This window comes from Shewanella sp. DC2-4, from assembly GCF_013248875.1.
In the GTDB taxonomy this organism is placed as follows: domain Bacteria; phylum Pseudomonadota; class Gammaproteobacteria; order Enterobacterales; family Shewanellaceae; genus Shewanella; species Shewanella oncorhynchi.
Genome location: NZ_JABRVR010000002.1, coordinates 3,199,638 through 3,216,406 on the forward strand (window position 1 = coordinate 3,199,638; position 16,769 = coordinate 3,216,406).

General features: G+C 45.1%; 16 protein-coding genes and 1 pseudogene. 11 read left to right on the top strand and 6 right to left on the bottom strand.

Annotated features, from left to right (window positions below; all coding sequences use genetic code 11):
- The first annotated feature begins 688 nt into the window (after nucleotides 1–688).
- From HQQ92_RS14685 to HQQ92_RS14705, 5 genes are all read left to right on the top strand, one after another.
- Complete coding sequence (locus HQQ92_RS14685) at nucleotides 689–925, top strand: hypothetical protein (RefSeq protein WP_028759260.1); 237 nt, start codon at nucleotides 689–691, stop codon at nucleotides 923–925.
- A gap of 362 nt (nucleotides 926–1,287) precedes the next feature.
- Nucleotides 1,288–2,151: a MipA/OmpV family protein gene (locus tag HQQ92_RS14690; protein ID WP_173246346.1), complete on the top strand. Its 864-nt coding sequence runs from the start codon at nucleotides 1,288–1,290 to the stop codon at nucleotides 2,149–2,151.
- 5 nt (nucleotides 2,152–2,156) lie between these two features.
- Nucleotides 2,157–2,567 carry a DUF3019 domain-containing protein gene (locus HQQ92_RS14695; protein WP_028759258.1) on the top strand — a complete coding sequence of 137 codons (411 nt, stop codon included), beginning with the start codon at nucleotides 2,157–2,159 and terminating at the stop codon, nucleotides 2,565–2,567.
- Nucleotides 2,567–3,280, top strand: a complete 714-nt coding sequence (locus HQQ92_RS14700; protein ID WP_006080570.1) for a response regulator — start codon at nucleotides 2,567–2,569, stop codon at nucleotides 3,278–3,280. Before HQQ92_RS14695 ends, HQQ92_RS14700 begins: the two co-directional genes overlap by 1 nt.
- Before the next feature lie 11 nt (nucleotides 3,281–3,291).
- Nucleotides 3,292–4,560 carry an ATP-binding protein gene (locus tag HQQ92_RS14705; protein ID WP_168825043.1) on the top strand — a complete coding sequence of 423 codons (1,269 nt, stop codon included), beginning with the start codon at nucleotides 3,292–3,294 and terminating at the stop codon, nucleotides 4,558–4,560.
- A gap of 104 nt (nucleotides 4,561–4,664) precedes the next feature.
- Here the strand turns inward: HQQ92_RS14705 and HQQ92_RS14710 are convergent, their stop codons facing one another.
- Nucleotides 4,665–4,970, bottom strand: coding sequence for a DUF1289 domain-containing protein (locus tag HQQ92_RS14710; protein WP_028759256.1), 306 nt, complete (start codon nucleotides 4,968–4,970; stop codon nucleotides 4,665–4,667).
- 176 nt (nucleotides 4,971–5,146) lie between these two features.
- Here HQQ92_RS14710 and HQQ92_RS14715 point away from each other — a divergent pair, with 176 nt between their 5' ends.
- Nucleotides 5,147–5,683, top strand: a complete 537-nt coding sequence (locus HQQ92_RS14715; protein WP_168825041.1) for a DUF4136 domain-containing protein — start codon at nucleotides 5,147–5,149, stop codon at nucleotides 5,681–5,683.
- Between the two features lie 94 nt (nucleotides 5,684–5,777).
- Here HQQ92_RS14715 and cysM read toward each other — a convergent pair whose 3' ends face one another.
- Nucleotides 5,778–6,656, bottom strand: coding sequence for a cysteine synthase CysM (gene cysM, locus HQQ92_RS14720; RefSeq protein WP_105249981.1), 879 nt, complete (start codon nucleotides 6,654–6,656; stop codon nucleotides 5,778–5,780).
- Between the two features lie 212 nt (nucleotides 6,657–6,868).
- Between cysM and cysP the strand changes: the two genes are divergently transcribed.
- The 4 genes from cysP to HQQ92_RS14740 all read left to right on the top strand — a co-directional run bounded on the left by cysP (nucleotide 6,869) and on the right by HQQ92_RS14740 (nucleotide 10,912).
- A complete protein-coding gene (gene cysP / locus HQQ92_RS14725; RefSeq protein WP_168825039.1) occupies nucleotides 6,869–7,876 on the top strand; it encodes a thiosulfate ABC transporter substrate-binding protein CysP in 1,008 nt (335 codons plus the stop codon).
- Between the two features lie 187 nt (nucleotides 7,877–8,063).
- A complete protein-coding gene (cysT, locus tag HQQ92_RS14730; protein WP_105249982.1) occupies nucleotides 8,064–8,909 on the top strand; it encodes a sulfate/thiosulfate ABC transporter permease CysT in 846 nt (281 codons plus the stop codon).
- Nucleotides 8,910–8,918: 9 nt separating this feature from the next.
- On the top strand, nucleotides 8,919–9,785 hold the full coding sequence (gene cysW, locus HQQ92_RS14735; RefSeq protein WP_028759251.1) for a sulfate ABC transporter permease subunit CysW: 867 nt from the start codon (nucleotides 8,919–8,921) through the stop codon (nucleotides 9,783–9,785).
- A complete protein-coding gene (locus HQQ92_RS14740; RefSeq protein WP_173246348.1) occupies nucleotides 9,782–10,912 on the top strand; it encodes a sulfate/molybdate ABC transporter ATP-binding protein in 1,131 nt (376 codons plus the stop codon). Before cysW ends, HQQ92_RS14740 begins: the two co-directional genes overlap by 4 nt.
- Nucleotides 10,913–11,284: 372 nt before the next feature.
- Here the strand turns inward: HQQ92_RS14740 and HQQ92_RS14745 are convergent, their stop codons facing one another.
- The 4 genes and pseudogenes from HQQ92_RS14745 to HQQ92_RS14760 form a co-directional block, all read right to left on the bottom strand.
- A complete protein-coding gene (locus tag HQQ92_RS14745; RefSeq protein ID WP_173246350.1) occupies nucleotides 11,285–11,920 on the bottom strand; it encodes a DUF2625 family protein in 636 nt (211 codons plus the stop codon).
- A gap of 135 nt (nucleotides 11,921–12,055) precedes the next feature.
- Nucleotides 12,056–13,568, bottom strand: a pseudogene (locus HQQ92_RS14750) (AAA family ATPase).
- 94 nt (nucleotides 13,569–13,662) lie between these two features.
- A complete protein-coding gene (locus HQQ92_RS14755; RefSeq protein ID WP_173246353.1) occupies nucleotides 13,663–14,808 on the bottom strand; it encodes an HlyD family secretion protein in 1,146 nt (381 codons plus the stop codon).
- 1 nt (nucleotide 14,809) lies between these two features.
- A complete protein-coding gene (locus tag HQQ92_RS14760) occupies nucleotides 14,810–15,202 on the bottom strand; it encodes a DUF3302 domain-containing protein (protein WP_028759246.1) in 393 nt (130 codons plus the stop codon).
- A gap of 281 nt (nucleotides 15,203–15,483) precedes the next feature.
- On the opposite strand from HQQ92_RS14760, the gene purT reads away from it, so the two are divergent.
- On the top strand, nucleotides 15,484–16,659 hold the full coding sequence (gene purT, locus HQQ92_RS14765) for a formate-dependent phosphoribosylglycinamide formyltransferase (RefSeq protein ID WP_173246356.1): 1,176 nt from the start codon (nucleotides 15,484–15,486) through the stop codon (nucleotides 16,657–16,659).
- Nucleotides 16,660–16,769: the final 110 nt, after the last annotated feature.

Here is a 16,769-nt window from a genome sequence, read left to right on the forward strand (position 1 = left end):
GTAATCATCAAAAACAAACGAACACATAAAAATAAACAATAAAAACATAAAGTTAAAATAATAAACTGTATAATAAAATTTAAACTAAAAAACACATAAAAATTAATTCTTTTTAATTCAATATTCTAGAAAAAAACGGCCTACAACATGCGTCATATCTCATTTTATATGACTTCTTATAACTACCGCATAATTCAGTTAACAGCGGCGATTAAACCTTCATTAAAAATCGACCATAAACAGTGATAATAATGCACTTTATCGCAAATAAGCCGTTAAAGTGATGTAAGCGGCACTTTTGAAAGAAATCCAAGTTCTACTGTACGCACAATTAAGCGCATAAGTTAAGCGCATAAGTTTAGTGCAGAGTTTCATCAATTAATTTCAAACACAAGTTCAGAAGAGCCAACTTAGCACGCATAAGTTCAGAGGGAGGGTTGTGAACCAATCTAAAGCAGCCAAAAGGCTGCTAAGAATGAATCAAACTAGAGCAAATAAAGTACACTTATCCAGCCCATTTACTTGAAGCGAATCAAGGGAAAACAAGGTAAAAAACCTTAATCAAGAAAGGTAAAAATTATTTATATCTAAAACAGAATAGCAGTGATAAATTGCTAATGTTGGCACAGTGGTATTAAGAGAATGCTTCTTAATCTGTGGTTAACAATACATAACTAAAGGAAATAAAATGAATAAGTTATCAGCTGTTTTTACTCTATTGGCATTAGTAAGTTTCACTTCCTTTGCTGACGACTCCTCTTTACCGCCTGCACCAGCTGCCGATCTCGCTCAGTTGAAAGAAGTGTGCCAACAGATGGCCTCTGAAGATCAAGTCGAAAATGCTGAGCTAAAACAATATGTGCTTGATTGTGTAAACGATCAATTGACAGAAATGGGCTACAAGTCAGTTACTGAGGTCAATTAATCTTCATTCTAATCTCTGTGTTATTACCGCAAAGTAGGTTATTCGGCTTCAGTCTGTGCCATTCACACTTGCGAATGGCATTATTATTTCCAAGCAACACAGCTTTTACATCATAATTAACATCATTTCAGTTACACTCGAAACTTATAAAACACAAAATTTAACATCCACAATTAACCGTACGAAAGCTGCCAAGATAAGCTTTTAGCATGACTATCAACATATTGTGCAATTCATAAATTTATTATTTAATTGATAGCTGTATCATTTTGCATCTCCGTGAATGAAACCACTGTTGAATTGAGCATAAAATGCTAATCTGTTTTCCTGTATTATTAACCTCAGCCCTTAATCGTTAAATCATGTATCGTATTCTTTTTGTCCTCATTACAAGTTTAAATATTTTGCCTGCAATCGGAATGGCGAAAGAAGCCTGTGCACCAGAAAATCAATGTATTGAGATGAACAACTGGGATCTAGGCATCGCCATAGGCTGGGGACAAAAAAGCAATCCACTTAGGGATTTTGACGATATTCCATTGTTCTTTATTCCAACAGTGGCCTATTACGGCGAACACTGGTTCTTCGACAATGGTAATTTAGGTTATACCTTAGCCGAGCAAGAAAGCTTTACAATTAACTTAGTAACAAGTTATAGCTTAGATAGAGCCTACTTCTATCAATGGGACCCATCGAATATCTTTTTGAATCGTGGCACTCAAGTTGAAGCCAAAGCCATAAATAGTATGGCTTTGTCGACTGAGCCAGAGCCTGAGTTTAATTCCTTAGAGACTCGGAACTTCACCTTACTTGGCGGTGCCGAAGCATTCATCTATACGCGGCTCGGTATTATTAGATTGGCGTACACCCATGATATGTTTAATGTGCATCAAGGTTCAGAAGCACAAATAAAATGGACCTATGGCTGGGATTACGACCGTTTCATTTTTGAGTTTGCATTGGTATTTGATTGGAAAAGCCAAGATGTAGTGGATTATTATTACAGCGTTAGACCCAGTGAAAACGCCTATTGGAGCGAAAGATATCAAGCAAAATCAGGTTGGGATAAAGGTGCGGAAATGACGGCCCGTTACATATTAACTGACAATTGGGATCTACTGTTGGCAGTTCGTTACACTCTAATTGCCGATGAGATTGCCGCCAGTCCCTTGTTAGACCAAGACTATAGCAGCACCTACTTTATCGGCGCTGCCTATAGGTTCTAACGTTAGTGACACTGCCTCAGTTAAGCTTGCTTTGCTTTATAGGTCTAAGCCTCGGCTTGATGGGCCAAAGTTCAGCACAAGCCAAAACTCGCGACTCGGCACTCAAACTCACACCCGAAATTTGCATCACAAGTTCAGAAACTGAGGCCTGTGACGTCTATATAGAACTACAGTGGGAACTCGCTAAAGATGAGCTTATCTGTATCTTGTCCGACAACGCTGCCTACCCCAAATGGTGCAGTGATTCAGTTTCAACCCATACGTTAAGCATGAAAATCCACACTATGACGGATATTCAATTTGTCATGGTGAGTAAAGACAGTAACCAAACTTTGGCTGGTGCCAAACTTAAAATCACTTCTGCATCACAACCTCAGGTTCGCAGACGTTACCGCAACCCTTGGAGTTTATTTTAATGACAAGCCCACAATCGAACCACAGAGTATTATTGGTTGAAGACGACGTTCGCCTAGCAAACTTGATTGTAGATTACCTAAAATCCCATGGTATGCATGTTGAAGTTGAACGCCGTGGCGATACAGTGCTAACACGATTAATCAATTACAAGCCAGATATCATACTGTTAGACATTATGCTACCGGGCATGGATGGCCTCACTCTGTGTGAGAAACTGCCCGATTATTTCGCAGGTCCAATCCTATTGATGAGCGCACTTGGTTCAAGTGAAGATCAAATCAAAGGACTAGAACTCGGTGCCGATGACTACGTGGTCAAGCCCGTCGATCCTGCTCTGTTAGTTGCGCGGATCAACAACTTACTTCGCCGTCAGAATCAGCCACCACAGGCAGAATCACATTGTCTAACCTTCGGTAAATTGAGTATCGACCCGCATACCCATGCGATTCGTCTTAATGAAACTGAAATCGATCTCACCAGCCATGAATTCGAATTGCTGTGGTTACTGGCCTCGCAAGCGGGCCAAGTGCTCAGCCGTCAGTATATTTATCAGTTGTTACTCAATATTGATTTCGATGGTAAAGATCGAAAAATTGACGTGCGGATCTCTAGATTACGTAAAAAACTCAACGATAATATTGAGACACCTTTCAGAATTAAAACCGTTTGGGGACAAGGTTATCTCTTTGCTCCTGAAGCTTGGAATAACTAAGCACAAATACAGTGAAACGTCTCTTTATCAGTTTATATCTGTTACTCAGTCTCAGCGTGCTTGGGATTGGCTGGACACTCGACAGCCTGTGGCAGAAGAATGTTGATGACAATAATGCCCTCGATGCGCCGTTAGTGGCATTGGCGCAATTATTAGCGGAATTACCTCCCGATGCCCGCCAACGGTATCTGGAGGCGATCCCAGCGAACCCTGTGATGCCACTGCAATTACTCAATGCAGATCAAGTCGCGCTGGCAGATAATCAAGCGTTAAGCACAAGCAAGGTGTTCACCACCACGGCCAATGATGATAGCCTGCTGCAATTTATTCGAGTAGACGATCAAGTCTTAATGGCGGGGCCGCTGGACATAGATCCCAGAGCTAACCTTCGCAGCCTGTTCACCCTGTTCTTTTATTTATCACTCGCCCTCGTTGCGCTAATTTGGGTCGGCCCGCTTTCACGGGATTTGAGCATACTGCGTAAGGCCACCAAAGAATTTGGCGAAGCCAAATGGGACACGCGGATTACCCTGTCAAATCGCTCTCAGGTCAAACCCTTAGCCAATACCTTTAACGAAATGGCGCGACATATCAGCGCCTTGATTGAGAACCAGAAACACCTATCTAATGCGGTATCCCATGAGATCCGCACGCCACTGGCGAGGCTCAAATTCGCTCTTGCACTTATGCCTATGTATTGTCAGCCAGATTCGGACGAACAGAAGCGACAAGATTTTCTCGACGAAATGCAGCTCGACATCAAAGAAATGGAAGACTTACTTCAAGAACTGCTGACCTACGCCAGCTTAGAGTCACAGCGAGAAGGTATCCAGTTGGATGAGTACGATTTAATTAATCTCATCAATCAAAGTATTAAGCGCCTAGAAACCTTAAGTCCAACGCCTATAACACTCAAGGCCGAAGTCGAAAAACTGCCCTTATTCGGAGAACCCGCATTAATCGAACGGGCACTACAGAATTTACTGACCAATGCACAACGCTTTGCCCGCACTGAAATCATCATTGAAGTTAAGCAGACCCAGCATAGGGTCAATTTAAGTGTGAGTAACGACGGCGAACCTATCCCTGCGGTGGATTTACCGAAAGTGTTCGAGCCATTTTATCGCAGCCAATCGGTACAGAATGGCAATAAAGGACATGGTTTAGGCCTTGCGATCATCAAACGGATTATGCAACGACATCAAGGAAATGTAAGTGTTACCAGTGATGCACAACATACTCGATTTAGTTTAATCTGGCCGAAGAAGCGTAAGCTGTAATAGGGATTGGGATAGGGATTAAACGACTGCGGGTCTGTTATTCATCTAACGCGCTAATTCTACAAGTCAGTTAAATAAGACTATTTAACAAAGTATTCAACCTATTAGTCTAGCTCGAAGCCACCAAAATCCAGATCGGCTTCGGGCTCAGGCTCAAAATTCAACTGTGGATTTAACGCTGCCCTTTCTTGCTCTATTTGTGCTTGCCTTGCTTTCATCATCGCTAACTGGCGACGACGTTTACGTTGAGTACACAGGCGAATGACATCATACTTTTGCGCATCTGAAAACGTTAACCAATTGAATCTTTCGTCACGGCTTCGCAGGCAACCATTACAGTAACCACGCGCATCGGTAACACACACACCGATACAGGGACTCGGGATATCAAAAAAGGCTAACTGTTCCATAACCCGCCGCTATTCCTATCTAAAAATAAACCATACTCAAAACGACCCGCGCTAAAAAAGATACCGTTGGATTGCATTCAAAGCGATTCAAATACAACACACTTATCTAAAGTACTTGCAGAAACAACCTTAATCAAGGCACATTGAACAGAGTTTGTACAACTTGGAGCACTATCATGGGATACCGTCACTTTGCCAGTCTGCTCGTCGCTGTTGCCTTATTAAGCGCTTGCAGCAGTAAACCGAAAAACGATTATGATCTCAATTACGACTTCACCGCACTACGCAGCTTTACCCAGTTAACACCACAGCCGACGGATGACCCGTTAAGCGCCCAGCGTATTCAAGTAGAAATTAACAACCAATTGACTCAAAAAGGGTTTGTAGAAAATACAGCGTCGCCGGACTTTAACGTCGCCTACGCCTTACTCACCCAAGATAAGCCCAAAGATTCAGGGCTATCCATTGGATTAGGCACAGGCACATTCGGAAATTCGGGCGGGATTGGAATAGGCACCAGTGTTGGCGTGCCGCTGGGGAGTGATACCGCTAAAATTCAAACCATTCAGATAGATATTGTCGATCCTAAGACCAAAGCTCTTATTTGGCGTGGCAGCGACAGCTATGATTTCGATACAGGCGGTAACGAGAAAGCCCAAGATACCGCCAAAGCCGTCAACCGAATTTTGGCGCAATTCCCACCGAAAAAATGATCACGTTTTAAAGGGTAAAAATGGGCGCGTCTCGCCCATTTTCACCCATCAAACATTCATATCGCTCAATATGCTTAGAGTAAAAATCTAGGACTCAGGAAAAAAGCCCTGACGAAAGGTAACGATCGCCCCTATCACAGACAATCGCCACGACCACAGAACCCGGATATTGTTTAGCAATCTCCAGCGCAGCAAACACGGCACCGCCCGAACTGACTCCTGCACAAATCCCTTCCTCTCGCGCTAAGGTTCTCGCCATGGCTTTTGCATCTTGCTCTTCAATATCCATAACTAAATCAACCCAAGAAGCATCAAAAATCCCAGGCAAATATGCCTGCGGCCAACGCCGAATCCCAGGAATAGCACTGCCATCGGCGGGTTGAAGGCCGACGATAGTAATGTCTGGATTACAACTTTTAAGGTATTTGGACACACCCATTATGGTACCTGTCGTCCCCATACTTGACACAAAGTGGGTAATTTTGCCTAGACTCTGTTGCCAGATCTCAGGGCCTGTAGTGAGGAAATGGGCATTAGCGTTATCTTGGTTATTAAATTGATCCAGCACCTTACCTTTGCCTTCGCTTTGTAACTGCAGCGCCAAATCCCGCGCAGTCTCCATATTATCCACTAGCATGAGCTCTGCGCCATAGGCTTGCATCGCATCCTTACGCTCCTGAGTCGAATTATTCGGCATAATCAGGATCATCTTGTATCCTTTGATTGCCGCCGCCATCGCCAGCGCAATCCCAGTATTGCCACTCGTTGCCTCAATAAGCGTATCACCAGGGCTTATTTCTTGGCGAAGTTCGGCCTGAATAATCATATTGAGTGCAGGACGATCTTTTACTGAACCCGCGGGGTTATTGCCTTCCAATTTTAACAGTACAGTGGAAGTACCACAGTTAAGCCGCTGCAAGCGAACCAGCGGAGTTTGCCCGATGCAGGCTTCAATTGTCGGAAAGTCAGACACTAGGATTATCCTTTACTTGATAAAAACAACTAAGCGATAGCCTATTCTAAGTCGGTTACCACTGACAAACACGGTGAATACTGCTTATAACATAAAATAAATCGCTCATAGTTATTCAAAAAAGTTCTATTCAACTGGCTTTTTATAAACAATTAATTCTATTACTCTAGGTGCCATAACGCTGACAAAATTGCCAGATTAAGGAGTTAAAAATGTCCGTAAAATTGATAAAGGCCCTGCTAGGAACCCTCATTCTGGGAACCTCACTCAATGTGACTGCCGCAGATCAAACCCTGCTTAATTCCTCTTATGATATCGCACGGGAATTATTCAATGCCTACAACCCCGTTTTTGCCAAACATTGGGAAGAGAAAACAGGTAAAACCGTCGAAATTAAACAATCCCATGCAGGCTCATCTGCACAGGCACGCTCGATTCTGCAGGGATTACCCGCAGATGTGGTAACGTTTAATCAAGTGACAGACGTACAAGTTCTGCACGATCGCGGTAAATTGATCCCAGAAAATTGGCAACAATTACTCCCTAACGCCAGTTCACCTTACTATTCCACCATTGCATTTTTGGTGCGTAAGGGTAACCCAAAGCAAATCAGCGACTGGGGCGATTTAGCTAAAGATGACGTTAAACTGGTCTTTCCTAACCCAAAAACCTCTGGTAATGCTCGCTACACTTATTTAGCCGCATTAGGTTATGCTCAGAAAAACTATGGTAAGGATAATCAGGCTAAACTGGATCAATTCCTGAAAAAATTCCTCGGTAATGTCGCAGTATTTGATACAGGCGGCCGCGGTGCGACCACCTCCTTTGTTGAACGTGGGATCGGTGATGTATTAATTACCTTTGAATCGGAAGTGAACAATATCCGCCAGCAGTATGGTACGGACGATTACCAAGTGGTTGTACCAAAAACCTCGATTCTGGCAGAGTTCCCCGTCGCTGTGGTTGAGAAAAATGCTAAGCGTAACGGTACACAGGAACTCGCAACTGAGTATTTGAATTATCTCTACAGCGAAGAAGCGCAACGTCTACTGGCAGGATTCAGCTATCGTGTACACAACGAAAAGGTAAAAGCTGAGTTTGCTAAGCAGTTCCCTACCGTTGACCTGCTGACTGTTGAGCAAATCATCGGTGGTTGGGATAATGCCATGAAAACGCAGTTTGCTAACGGTGCAAAACTCGATGAGCTATTAAAGCGCTGATATCGTCCTTAATGTAGTAAGATATCAACATTGAACCCGAGCAAAGTCTCGGGTTTATCGCTAATTGGCATTTATCAATCAGTGTTAGCCGTAAAGATTGCATCCAACAAATGGCTTGAGCCAACAACGAGCGAACCGTATAAATAGTATTGGTTTAACGCAATTAACCTGATCGGGTGATTATTCTGTGATTTTTAATAACGGGCGTTTACGCCATAAGCGGGTTCTTCCCGGTTTTACCATCAGCTTAGGTGTGTCCCTGCTGTTTGTCAGCCTAATCCTATTATTGCCAACCACAGGCTTAATCATGCAGACCAGTTCAATGAGCTGGTCCGAATACTGGGGCGTGATTGCCGATCCCAGAGTGGTTGCCAGTTACCGAGTCACCATACTATCGGCGCTCGCGGCATCATTATTTAACTGCCTTTTCGGATTATTACTCGCATGGGTACTCGTGCGTTATGAATTTCCCGGCAAACGCATTTTAGATGCCTTGGTAGATTTGCCCTTTGCCTTGCCGACCGCCGTTGCCGGTATCACCTTAGCCACCCTTTATGCGGAAAACGGCCAAATCGGTAGTCTATTAGCTGAATGGGGCATAAAAGTCGCCTACACCCCGCTAGGCATAGTGGTCGCGATGATTTTCACCAGTATTCCCTTTGTGGTTCGTACGGTACAACCCGTTCTCGAAGAGTTATCCCACGAGGAAGAAGAAGCGGGAATGACGCTTGGCGCCTCGGATCGTTCGGTATTCTGGCGGGTTATTTTGCCCTCCCTTTGGCCAGCATTAATGATTGGAACGGCACTGTCTTTTACCCGCAGTCTGGGTGAGTTTGGTGCCGTGATCTTTATCGCTGGCAATATGCCTTATATCAGTGAAATCACTTCGTTAATGATCTTTGTCCGCCTGCAAGAATTTGATTTTGCAGGTGCCAGCGCCATTGCCTCAGTGGTTCTGATGACCTCGTTACTGCTATTACTGCTGATAAACCTGTGGCAGGCGCGTTATCTGCGCCGCATTCATGGACGATAAGGAGCGAATATGAACTCATTTAAACCCTTAAGAGTCGGTGAAGCGCCCCTGATCAAATGGAGCCTTATTACCCTCGCCGTGCTCTTGGGCTTGCTATTGTTGCTATTGCCGTTGGTGAGTATTTTTCAGCAAGCGTTTGTCGGAGGTTGGGAGCGTTATATTGGGCACCTAACTCAACCGGATTCGCTGCATGCGATTGGTTTAACACTGATGGTGGCAGCACTCACAGTACCGATCAATTTAGTGTTCGGAATCATGCTGGCGTGGAGCGTGACTCGTTTTGAATTCCCCGGTCGCAAGTTACTGATCACGCTAATTGATATTCCATTTGCGGTCTCCCCTGTCGTCGCAGGTTTGCTCTATTTGCTGCTCTATGGCAACAGTGGTTGGCTTGGCGAATGGCTATATGAGCACGATCTGCAGATCATGTTTGCTTGGCCAGGAATACTATTAGTGACCATTTTTGTCACTTGCCCCTTTGTGGCCAGAGAACTGATCCCATTGATGCAACAACAGGGCGCATCGGAAGAAGAAGCTGCAGTGATCCTTGGAGCGTCATGGTGGCAACTCTTTCGCCGCGTGACCCTACCCAACATCAAATGGGCACTGATTTACGGTGTGATCCTCACCAATGCCAGAGCCGTAGGAGAATTTGGTGCCGTTGCTGTCGTATCTGGCAACATTCGCGGCGAAACCAATACCTTACCTTTACATGTGCAATTATTGTATGAAGATTATCAGGCCGAAGCCGCCTTCGCGAGCGCGTCATTACTGGCCCTGATCGCCCTATTTACCCTAATGTTAAAAGCCGTAGTGGAATGGCGGCAACAACGCAGTTTAACCGCCAATGACAATAAAGAGCAGAGCCAACTATGAGTATTCGTCTTACTAATATTTCCAAGAAATTTGGCCAATTTCAGGCGCTTTCCCCACTTAATCTCGATATTCAAGAAGGGGAAATGATTGGTCTGCTGGGACCATCAGGTTCAGGCAAAACCACACTGCTGCGGATTATTGCCGGTCTTGAAGGAGCCGATAGCGGCCAAATTCAATTCGGCAACCGAGATGTCACTCAAGTGCATGTGCGTGAAAGACGCGTAGGTTTTGTGTTTCAAAACTACGCGCTGTTTCGCCATATGACGGTCGCCGATAACGTCGCCTTTGGACTCGAAGTCATGCCGAAAAAACAAAGGCCTTCGGCGGCAGAAATTCATAAGCGAGTGACACAACTGCTAGAAACAGTACAACTAGGCCATCTCGCACAGCGCTATCCTGAACAACTCTCGGGTGGACAAAAACAGCGCATTGCGTTGGCCCGTGCACTCGCAACCCAACCAGAAGTCTTGCTACTGGATGAACCCTTTGGCGCCTTAGATGCTAAAGTGCGTAAAGAACTACGCCGCTGGCTACGCAGCCTGCATGATGAATTGAAATTCACCAGCGTGTTTGTGACCCACGATCAGGATGAGGCGCTTGAGCTTTCAGATAGAGTGGTAGTGATGAGTAATGGTCATATAGAGCAGATTAATACACCTGCTGAGCTATACTCGCACCCCAATAGTCGCTTTGTGTTTGATTTTCTTGGTAACGTCAATGTCTTTGAAGCCAGTTGGCAACAAAAACGTTGGGAAAATGGTCAAGCATTTTTAACACCTCCAGAACAGCAAACACTGCAGCAAGATGGTGTTCTCTACGTACGCAGTCACGAATTAGCGCTGTCAAATAAGCCTAATAGTCAGGCCAATTTGCCGTTCAATATTGTCGCCATGACCCCCATTGGCGCCGAAGTAAGACTGGAATTAGCCCCACACGGCTGGCATAGCGAAGAACTGTGGGAAGCCAAATTCACCCACCATAATCTGCAGGAACTCGGGTTGCAAAAAGGCAGTGTAGTTTACGCTACCCCAAGAACAGCTTACTTCTTTGGTGCGCAGGGTGAGAGTTCACCGACGCGTCTTAACTGGCCATTCCTGACTCCGGGCAGTCTCGCCTTTGATATCTAATGTCATCATAATAGGAATAAGCAGCATTAGCGGTACCACAGGGAGTGGATACCGCTAAGATTCAAACCATTTAGAGAGATATTGTCACGCCAAACAGTGAAGCACTCATTAGGCATTGCCGCGACAACTTTTGGTGATAGCGACAGCTTTGATTTTTGATGCAAGCGGTAACGAGAAAGCCCAAGATACCGCCAAAACGTCAGCTAGATCTTGGCGCTGTCCCCTCCGAAGTTAATTATGGATGGCATATACAGCCCATCCATGTTGAATCAATAGAGCTGATAAGCAGATTTACATCTAACAATCAATATATTAGATGTTTATAACAAATAATTATTGCAGAAGTACTCATAAAATCAGCGGGTAAACGAATTAACTAACCGAGGTTAATAATTCCAATTTCAGCCTATACATTTCATCAACTGACACCACTTTCACGCTGCTTATTTCAATAGAACCTTCTTTCGCCCATAAAAATGGATAAAAGCTCAGGCATTTATCTGTAGCTATCTGTGAATAGGTTTTTTGAAAGCGCTCTTTACCTAAACTCGCATAAAACTCATTGATTCTCTTTGTAGCTGACCATTGAAAAAAATCTGTGAACCCGATTTCTAACCCTTCCCAATGAATTGAGTCTGGCGACCAATAGTATATATTCCCAACATCTGCGCCTAAACCGCCGCCGTTGATAGCAAAAAATCCACCAACTACGTCATTAGCCACTAAAAGATAATGTGCACTTCTATTCCAATCAGTAAGGTTTCTAGACAATCTTTCATGTCCAGAGCCGAAAAATCGAATCCATCCATTGTCGATCAAAATCCCACCGGTTTCGTAGGCAATAGCCCCTAATACCGAACGAGTCGATACCTGAAGGGATTCAAGTACTTCAACCCGATCCTTTGAAGGCGGCAGTATCTCTACACAATGCTCAGCACCAGCAACCACTTCATTGACTACTTTTATGCCAGAGTCTTCGATATCAATCAGTTCATATATACTTTTCAATCTCTTATCCTTGTATCACTAATATCCAGTAAAACGACTCATCATTCATAACAGTACCTTGGGAATCTCGAAAATAACTAAGCCAATATAGCTTTTAAAAATGCTAGTTAGCACTCATGGAACCAAGCAAAAATCTTACTCATGGGCATTCACGGTTCGGCCTGCAGCCCATTGTCGTAGCGCATTGATTTTATCGCTCATGACCACAGATAAAGGCCGTGTCTTACTAAGTTCTTCAAGTAATAACACTTGGTCGACACTGCACTCGACACTTCTTGCGGTATACATGGCAGCAATTACCGCTTGTTCGATTTCGGCGCCGGAAAATCCTTGGCTACGCGCCGATAACTGGGCGAGATCTAAGCTCGCCACATCGATTCCACGGCGCTTACAGTGGATTAAGAAGATGGCTTTGCGTAATAGCTTCGTCGGGTAAATCGACAAAAAAGATTTCATCCATCCTACCCTTTCGCATCAACTCTGGCGGCAGAACTTGAATATCATTAGCGGTAGCCACCACAAACACTTCAGATTTACGCTCCGCCATCCAAGTGAGTAAGGTGCCGAGGATCCGCGTCGATGTTCCCTCATCACTGCTACTCCCGCTTAAGCCTTTTTCAATTTCATCTATCCAAAGCACACAGGGCGACATCATGTCAGCCAGATCCAGTGCGTTACGCAGGTTCTTCTCGGTTTCGCCTATGTATTTGTTATATAAGGCTGCCATATCGAGCCTAAGCAAAGGTCGTTGCCAAACGCCCGCAACCGCCTTAGCCGCGAGGCTCTTACCACTGCCCTGAACGCCCAGCAGTAAAACCCCCTTGGGCGCATCGAGCGCTTTGACGTGCTGAACTGGAGTCGGCTGACCGTCTTGGTCAATGGCGCTGACAGCCACTATGGGCGAGCGTTGCTTGAGCCATTTTTTTAGATTATGCAATCCAGCGACCTGCGAAAAATCACTGGTGTCGTATTCAAATTGCAGCACACCGTTTAAGTCGAGTAACTGAAACTTGGCTTTATTGATGGCATCGATATCTGACAAGGTAATAGCGCCATCATCGACTATGGCTTTGCGCACCAGACGGCGAGCATCGTCTAAGGTCACGCCCCGCAGATTCTCCGCCAATTTGACCACAGCAGCATCATCGACCTGTAGAGGCGTGCCTTGATGACGAATTTTATCGACCTCAAGGTAAATCAGGTTTTGCAATTGCACTGTGCTTGGCAAGGTTAATTGAAAATAAGCGCAATAACGTTTGATTTCAGGCGGAATTTCAAAGGCATGGCTCACCAGCACTAATGTGTGTTGCAGCGTCTCGTACTCAAGGGCGATTTCTTTAAGCAAACGGACATTCTTAGGTGCATCAATCACAAAGGGATGGAAGTCGCACAGCACATAAATTCCCTGCTGCGAGGTTGATTTAATTTGCCCGAGCAGATCTGTGGGTTCGCTATTAAACTTTTGCGCCGCCAAGGGCTTATCGACCCGTGCTAGGCCTTGGGTGATGCTCCATGTAAACACAGGTTGATAGAGCACACTTGCGACCCGCTTAAGCAACTCAACCACGCGATATTCTTCATAGGTTTCAATCACTACGATTGGCGTATTGGAGCGCAGCACTGAGGTTAAATCGTGAATATCTTGCATGCTTTCAAATTCCTTTTTATTCACCCCAAATGGGTCACAAAAAAGTCCAGCGAACTGGACTTGATACAACAGACAAAAGTTAACCGATTAAGGGTTAATGTCCATCAAAAAACAAGTAATTCAGCCAACCTTGCATCCTCAGCAATACTTTACGCATCACAGCGACATGATGGAAATGTTCAGTATAAATTGCAACCTGCCCAGAAACACCCGCAGGAAATTGCTTACGGATGGCATCATCTTCGATATCAATCAGCACAATAACGCGACCATTTTGAAATAAACGAGCCGATGACTGCAGCGCGCCGCCCATTTGAACTTCACCTTCAGCCATAGCGGGTAATATTTTCGCCACTTTTCCCTTAAAGATTTGTCCTGGAGCGGCATCCAATATCACTTCAGCTTCATCACCTTCCTGCAAACGCATTAACGAGTTTTGCCAGAATGCCCCCGCAAAGTAGCGTTGCTCGTCGGGAGTAAAGCTCATTACTGGACGTAATGGTAAAGGCACTGCCATCGCTCCCGCACGAAGTGCCATTTGCGTTACCACACCATCTGCAGGTGCCCGCACGACTGTCTGTTCTAAATCGTAGAGTGCACTGGCTAAATCAGCTTGCAAGCCAGCCACTTTGGTATTAACACCATCAATATTAGATTCATAGGCCAGCCTGACACGCAGTTCTTCAGCATTCGCGACGGTCAGTTGTGCCTCTGAGGCTAAGTACAATTGACGCCTATTATCGAGTTCTAGTTCAGTAAAAGGCGAATTCGCGCCCCCTTTCTTGCGGCCTAACTCATAACGCTCGAAGGCAGATTTATTACGGTCTTTATCGGCCCTAGCGCGCTCTACATTAGCCTTAGCCGACTCCCACGCCGCGGCGAGTTGTGGCACTTGGAGCTCTGCTTCCATCAAAGCAGCGCGTTTACGTTTAACAACGGCCTCGAAGGGAATAGGATCGAGACGAAATAACACATCCCCTTGTTTAACAGGCACATTAGGCTGCACTTCCACCGAAGTCACTAAGCCTTTTACTGCGGGTGTGATAGGGATAGTGACAAAATATTCACGGGCAAAACGAGAATAAGGATGGTTGTAATTCATCACGAGCAATAAGGTACCAATAATGAACACTCCACCCAGCACTGCAGTAGGAACAGTCCATTTATTCATCGGAATTTTAAAGACTTTAAAGATAGCAATACACACGGCCGCATAGGTGAGTATGAGTAATAAATCCATGTTATACCTCAACTTTGTCTGTTTTTATCGCATCCACAGCAGGCGCTATATTCATGGGAGTTATTTGCTCTAACTGTTCAAGCCGAGTCTGAAGCCCTCTGACCGTCTCGCGCAATGAATTCACATCCTCCTCTAAAACTAATTCTCGCTTCATTACAGTATTGAACCCCCAACCGCGATCTTCACGGTATAAAGTCGCCCAGATCCATAAAAATGGCCAAATTGCATGTAGGGTGAATAGACTCACCCACCCGGCGATATGCAATGCATCTTGCTGGGGATGATTACGCTTTTTGGCTATTTCATAGGGGATATCATGAATGGCAATGACACCATAAAACATGATAATGATGACGAAAAATAAAATACCTAACGCAAAGTAATCTAAGAACATCCGCATCTCCTTGTATTAATAATATGTATTCCATCCCAAAGATTAGTGGATGGTCCCCAAACATGCTACCAACATGACATTAACATTTGAGTTTACTCTCAACCTCAGCCCCAATATTAACCAAAGATATGCTGTTTCGTTTTTGCCCCCAGTGATCCGGGACACACTTGTCGATTTACTCCATGACCCTAAAGCCTGTTCAGGCTAAACTAGCCACATCATTGCGACATAGAACGCAAGCATAAAACTCATCATCCCTACAATCTCAAAGGTACCCACACATGATAGGCACTCCCTACACTGAGGGCGCACGACGCGCCATGTTGCTCGGCTGCGGTGAACTTGGCAAAGAAGTGGCCATTGAACTGCAACGCTTAGGCGTTGAAGTGATTGGCGTTGACCGTTACGCCAACGCCCCCGCCATGCAAGTCGCGCATCGCTCCCATGTGATCAATATGCTCGATGCCAACGCCCTGCGTGCGGTTATCGAGTTAGAAAAACCGCACTTAGTCATCCCAGAAATTGAAGCCATCGCCACCCAAACCTTAGTGGACATGGAAGCCGAAGGGGTGAATATTATCCCAACAGCTCGGGCAACAAAGCTCACTATGGACAGGGAAGGTATTCGTCGTCTCGCCGCTGAAACCTTAGGTTTACCGACTTCTCCGTATTTTTTCTGTGATACCGAAACCGAATTTAATCAAGCGATTAGTGAAATTGGCGTTCCCTGTGTGGTGAAGCCAGTCATGAGTTCCTCGGGCAAAGGCCAAAGCGTTATTCGCGATATCGCCCTCAGCCATAAAGCGTGGCAATACGCCCAAGAAGGCGGACGCGCCGGCGGCGGTCGCGTGATAGTCGAAGGCTTTATTCCCTTCGATTATGAAATCACCCTGTTAACCATCAGCGCAGTCAACGGCATTCATTTTTGTGCGCCCATTGGCCACAGGCAAGAAGATGGCGATTATCGCGAGTCATGGCAGCCACAAGCCATGTCCGATGAAGTGTTAGCAAAATCCCAAGCAATTGCGAGCAAAGTCGTCGAAGCCCTTGGCGGTTATGGATTATTTGGCGTAGAACTGTTTGTTAAAGGCAATGAAGTGTATTTCTCTGAAGTCTCGCCAAGACCCCACGACACAGGCTTAGTCACACTCATCAGCCAAGATTTATCAGAATTTGCCCTACATGTGAGAGCGATTCTCGGCCTGCCTATTCCCAATATCCATCAGCATGGTCCAAGTGCCTCGGCGGTTATTTTGGCCGAAGGCACCTCAAACAATATCCGCTATCAAGGGATTGGTGCGGCATTAGAAGCGGTCAACACTCAGCTTAGATTATTCGCCAAACCCGATATTGATAGTCGCCGCCGTTTAGGTGTCGCGCTTGCCCGTGATATCGATATCGACAGCGCAATCAGCAAAGCACTCGATAGCGCCAGTAAAGTAAAAGTCATCTTTTAAGCGGGTTTAACCGTTTAAAATTGGCTTTAAGTACAAGCGACACATCAAAGGGAAATGCGCTTTAATGCCATTTCCCTTTTTCAACACAGAGCCGTATCTAAAATCCGTAC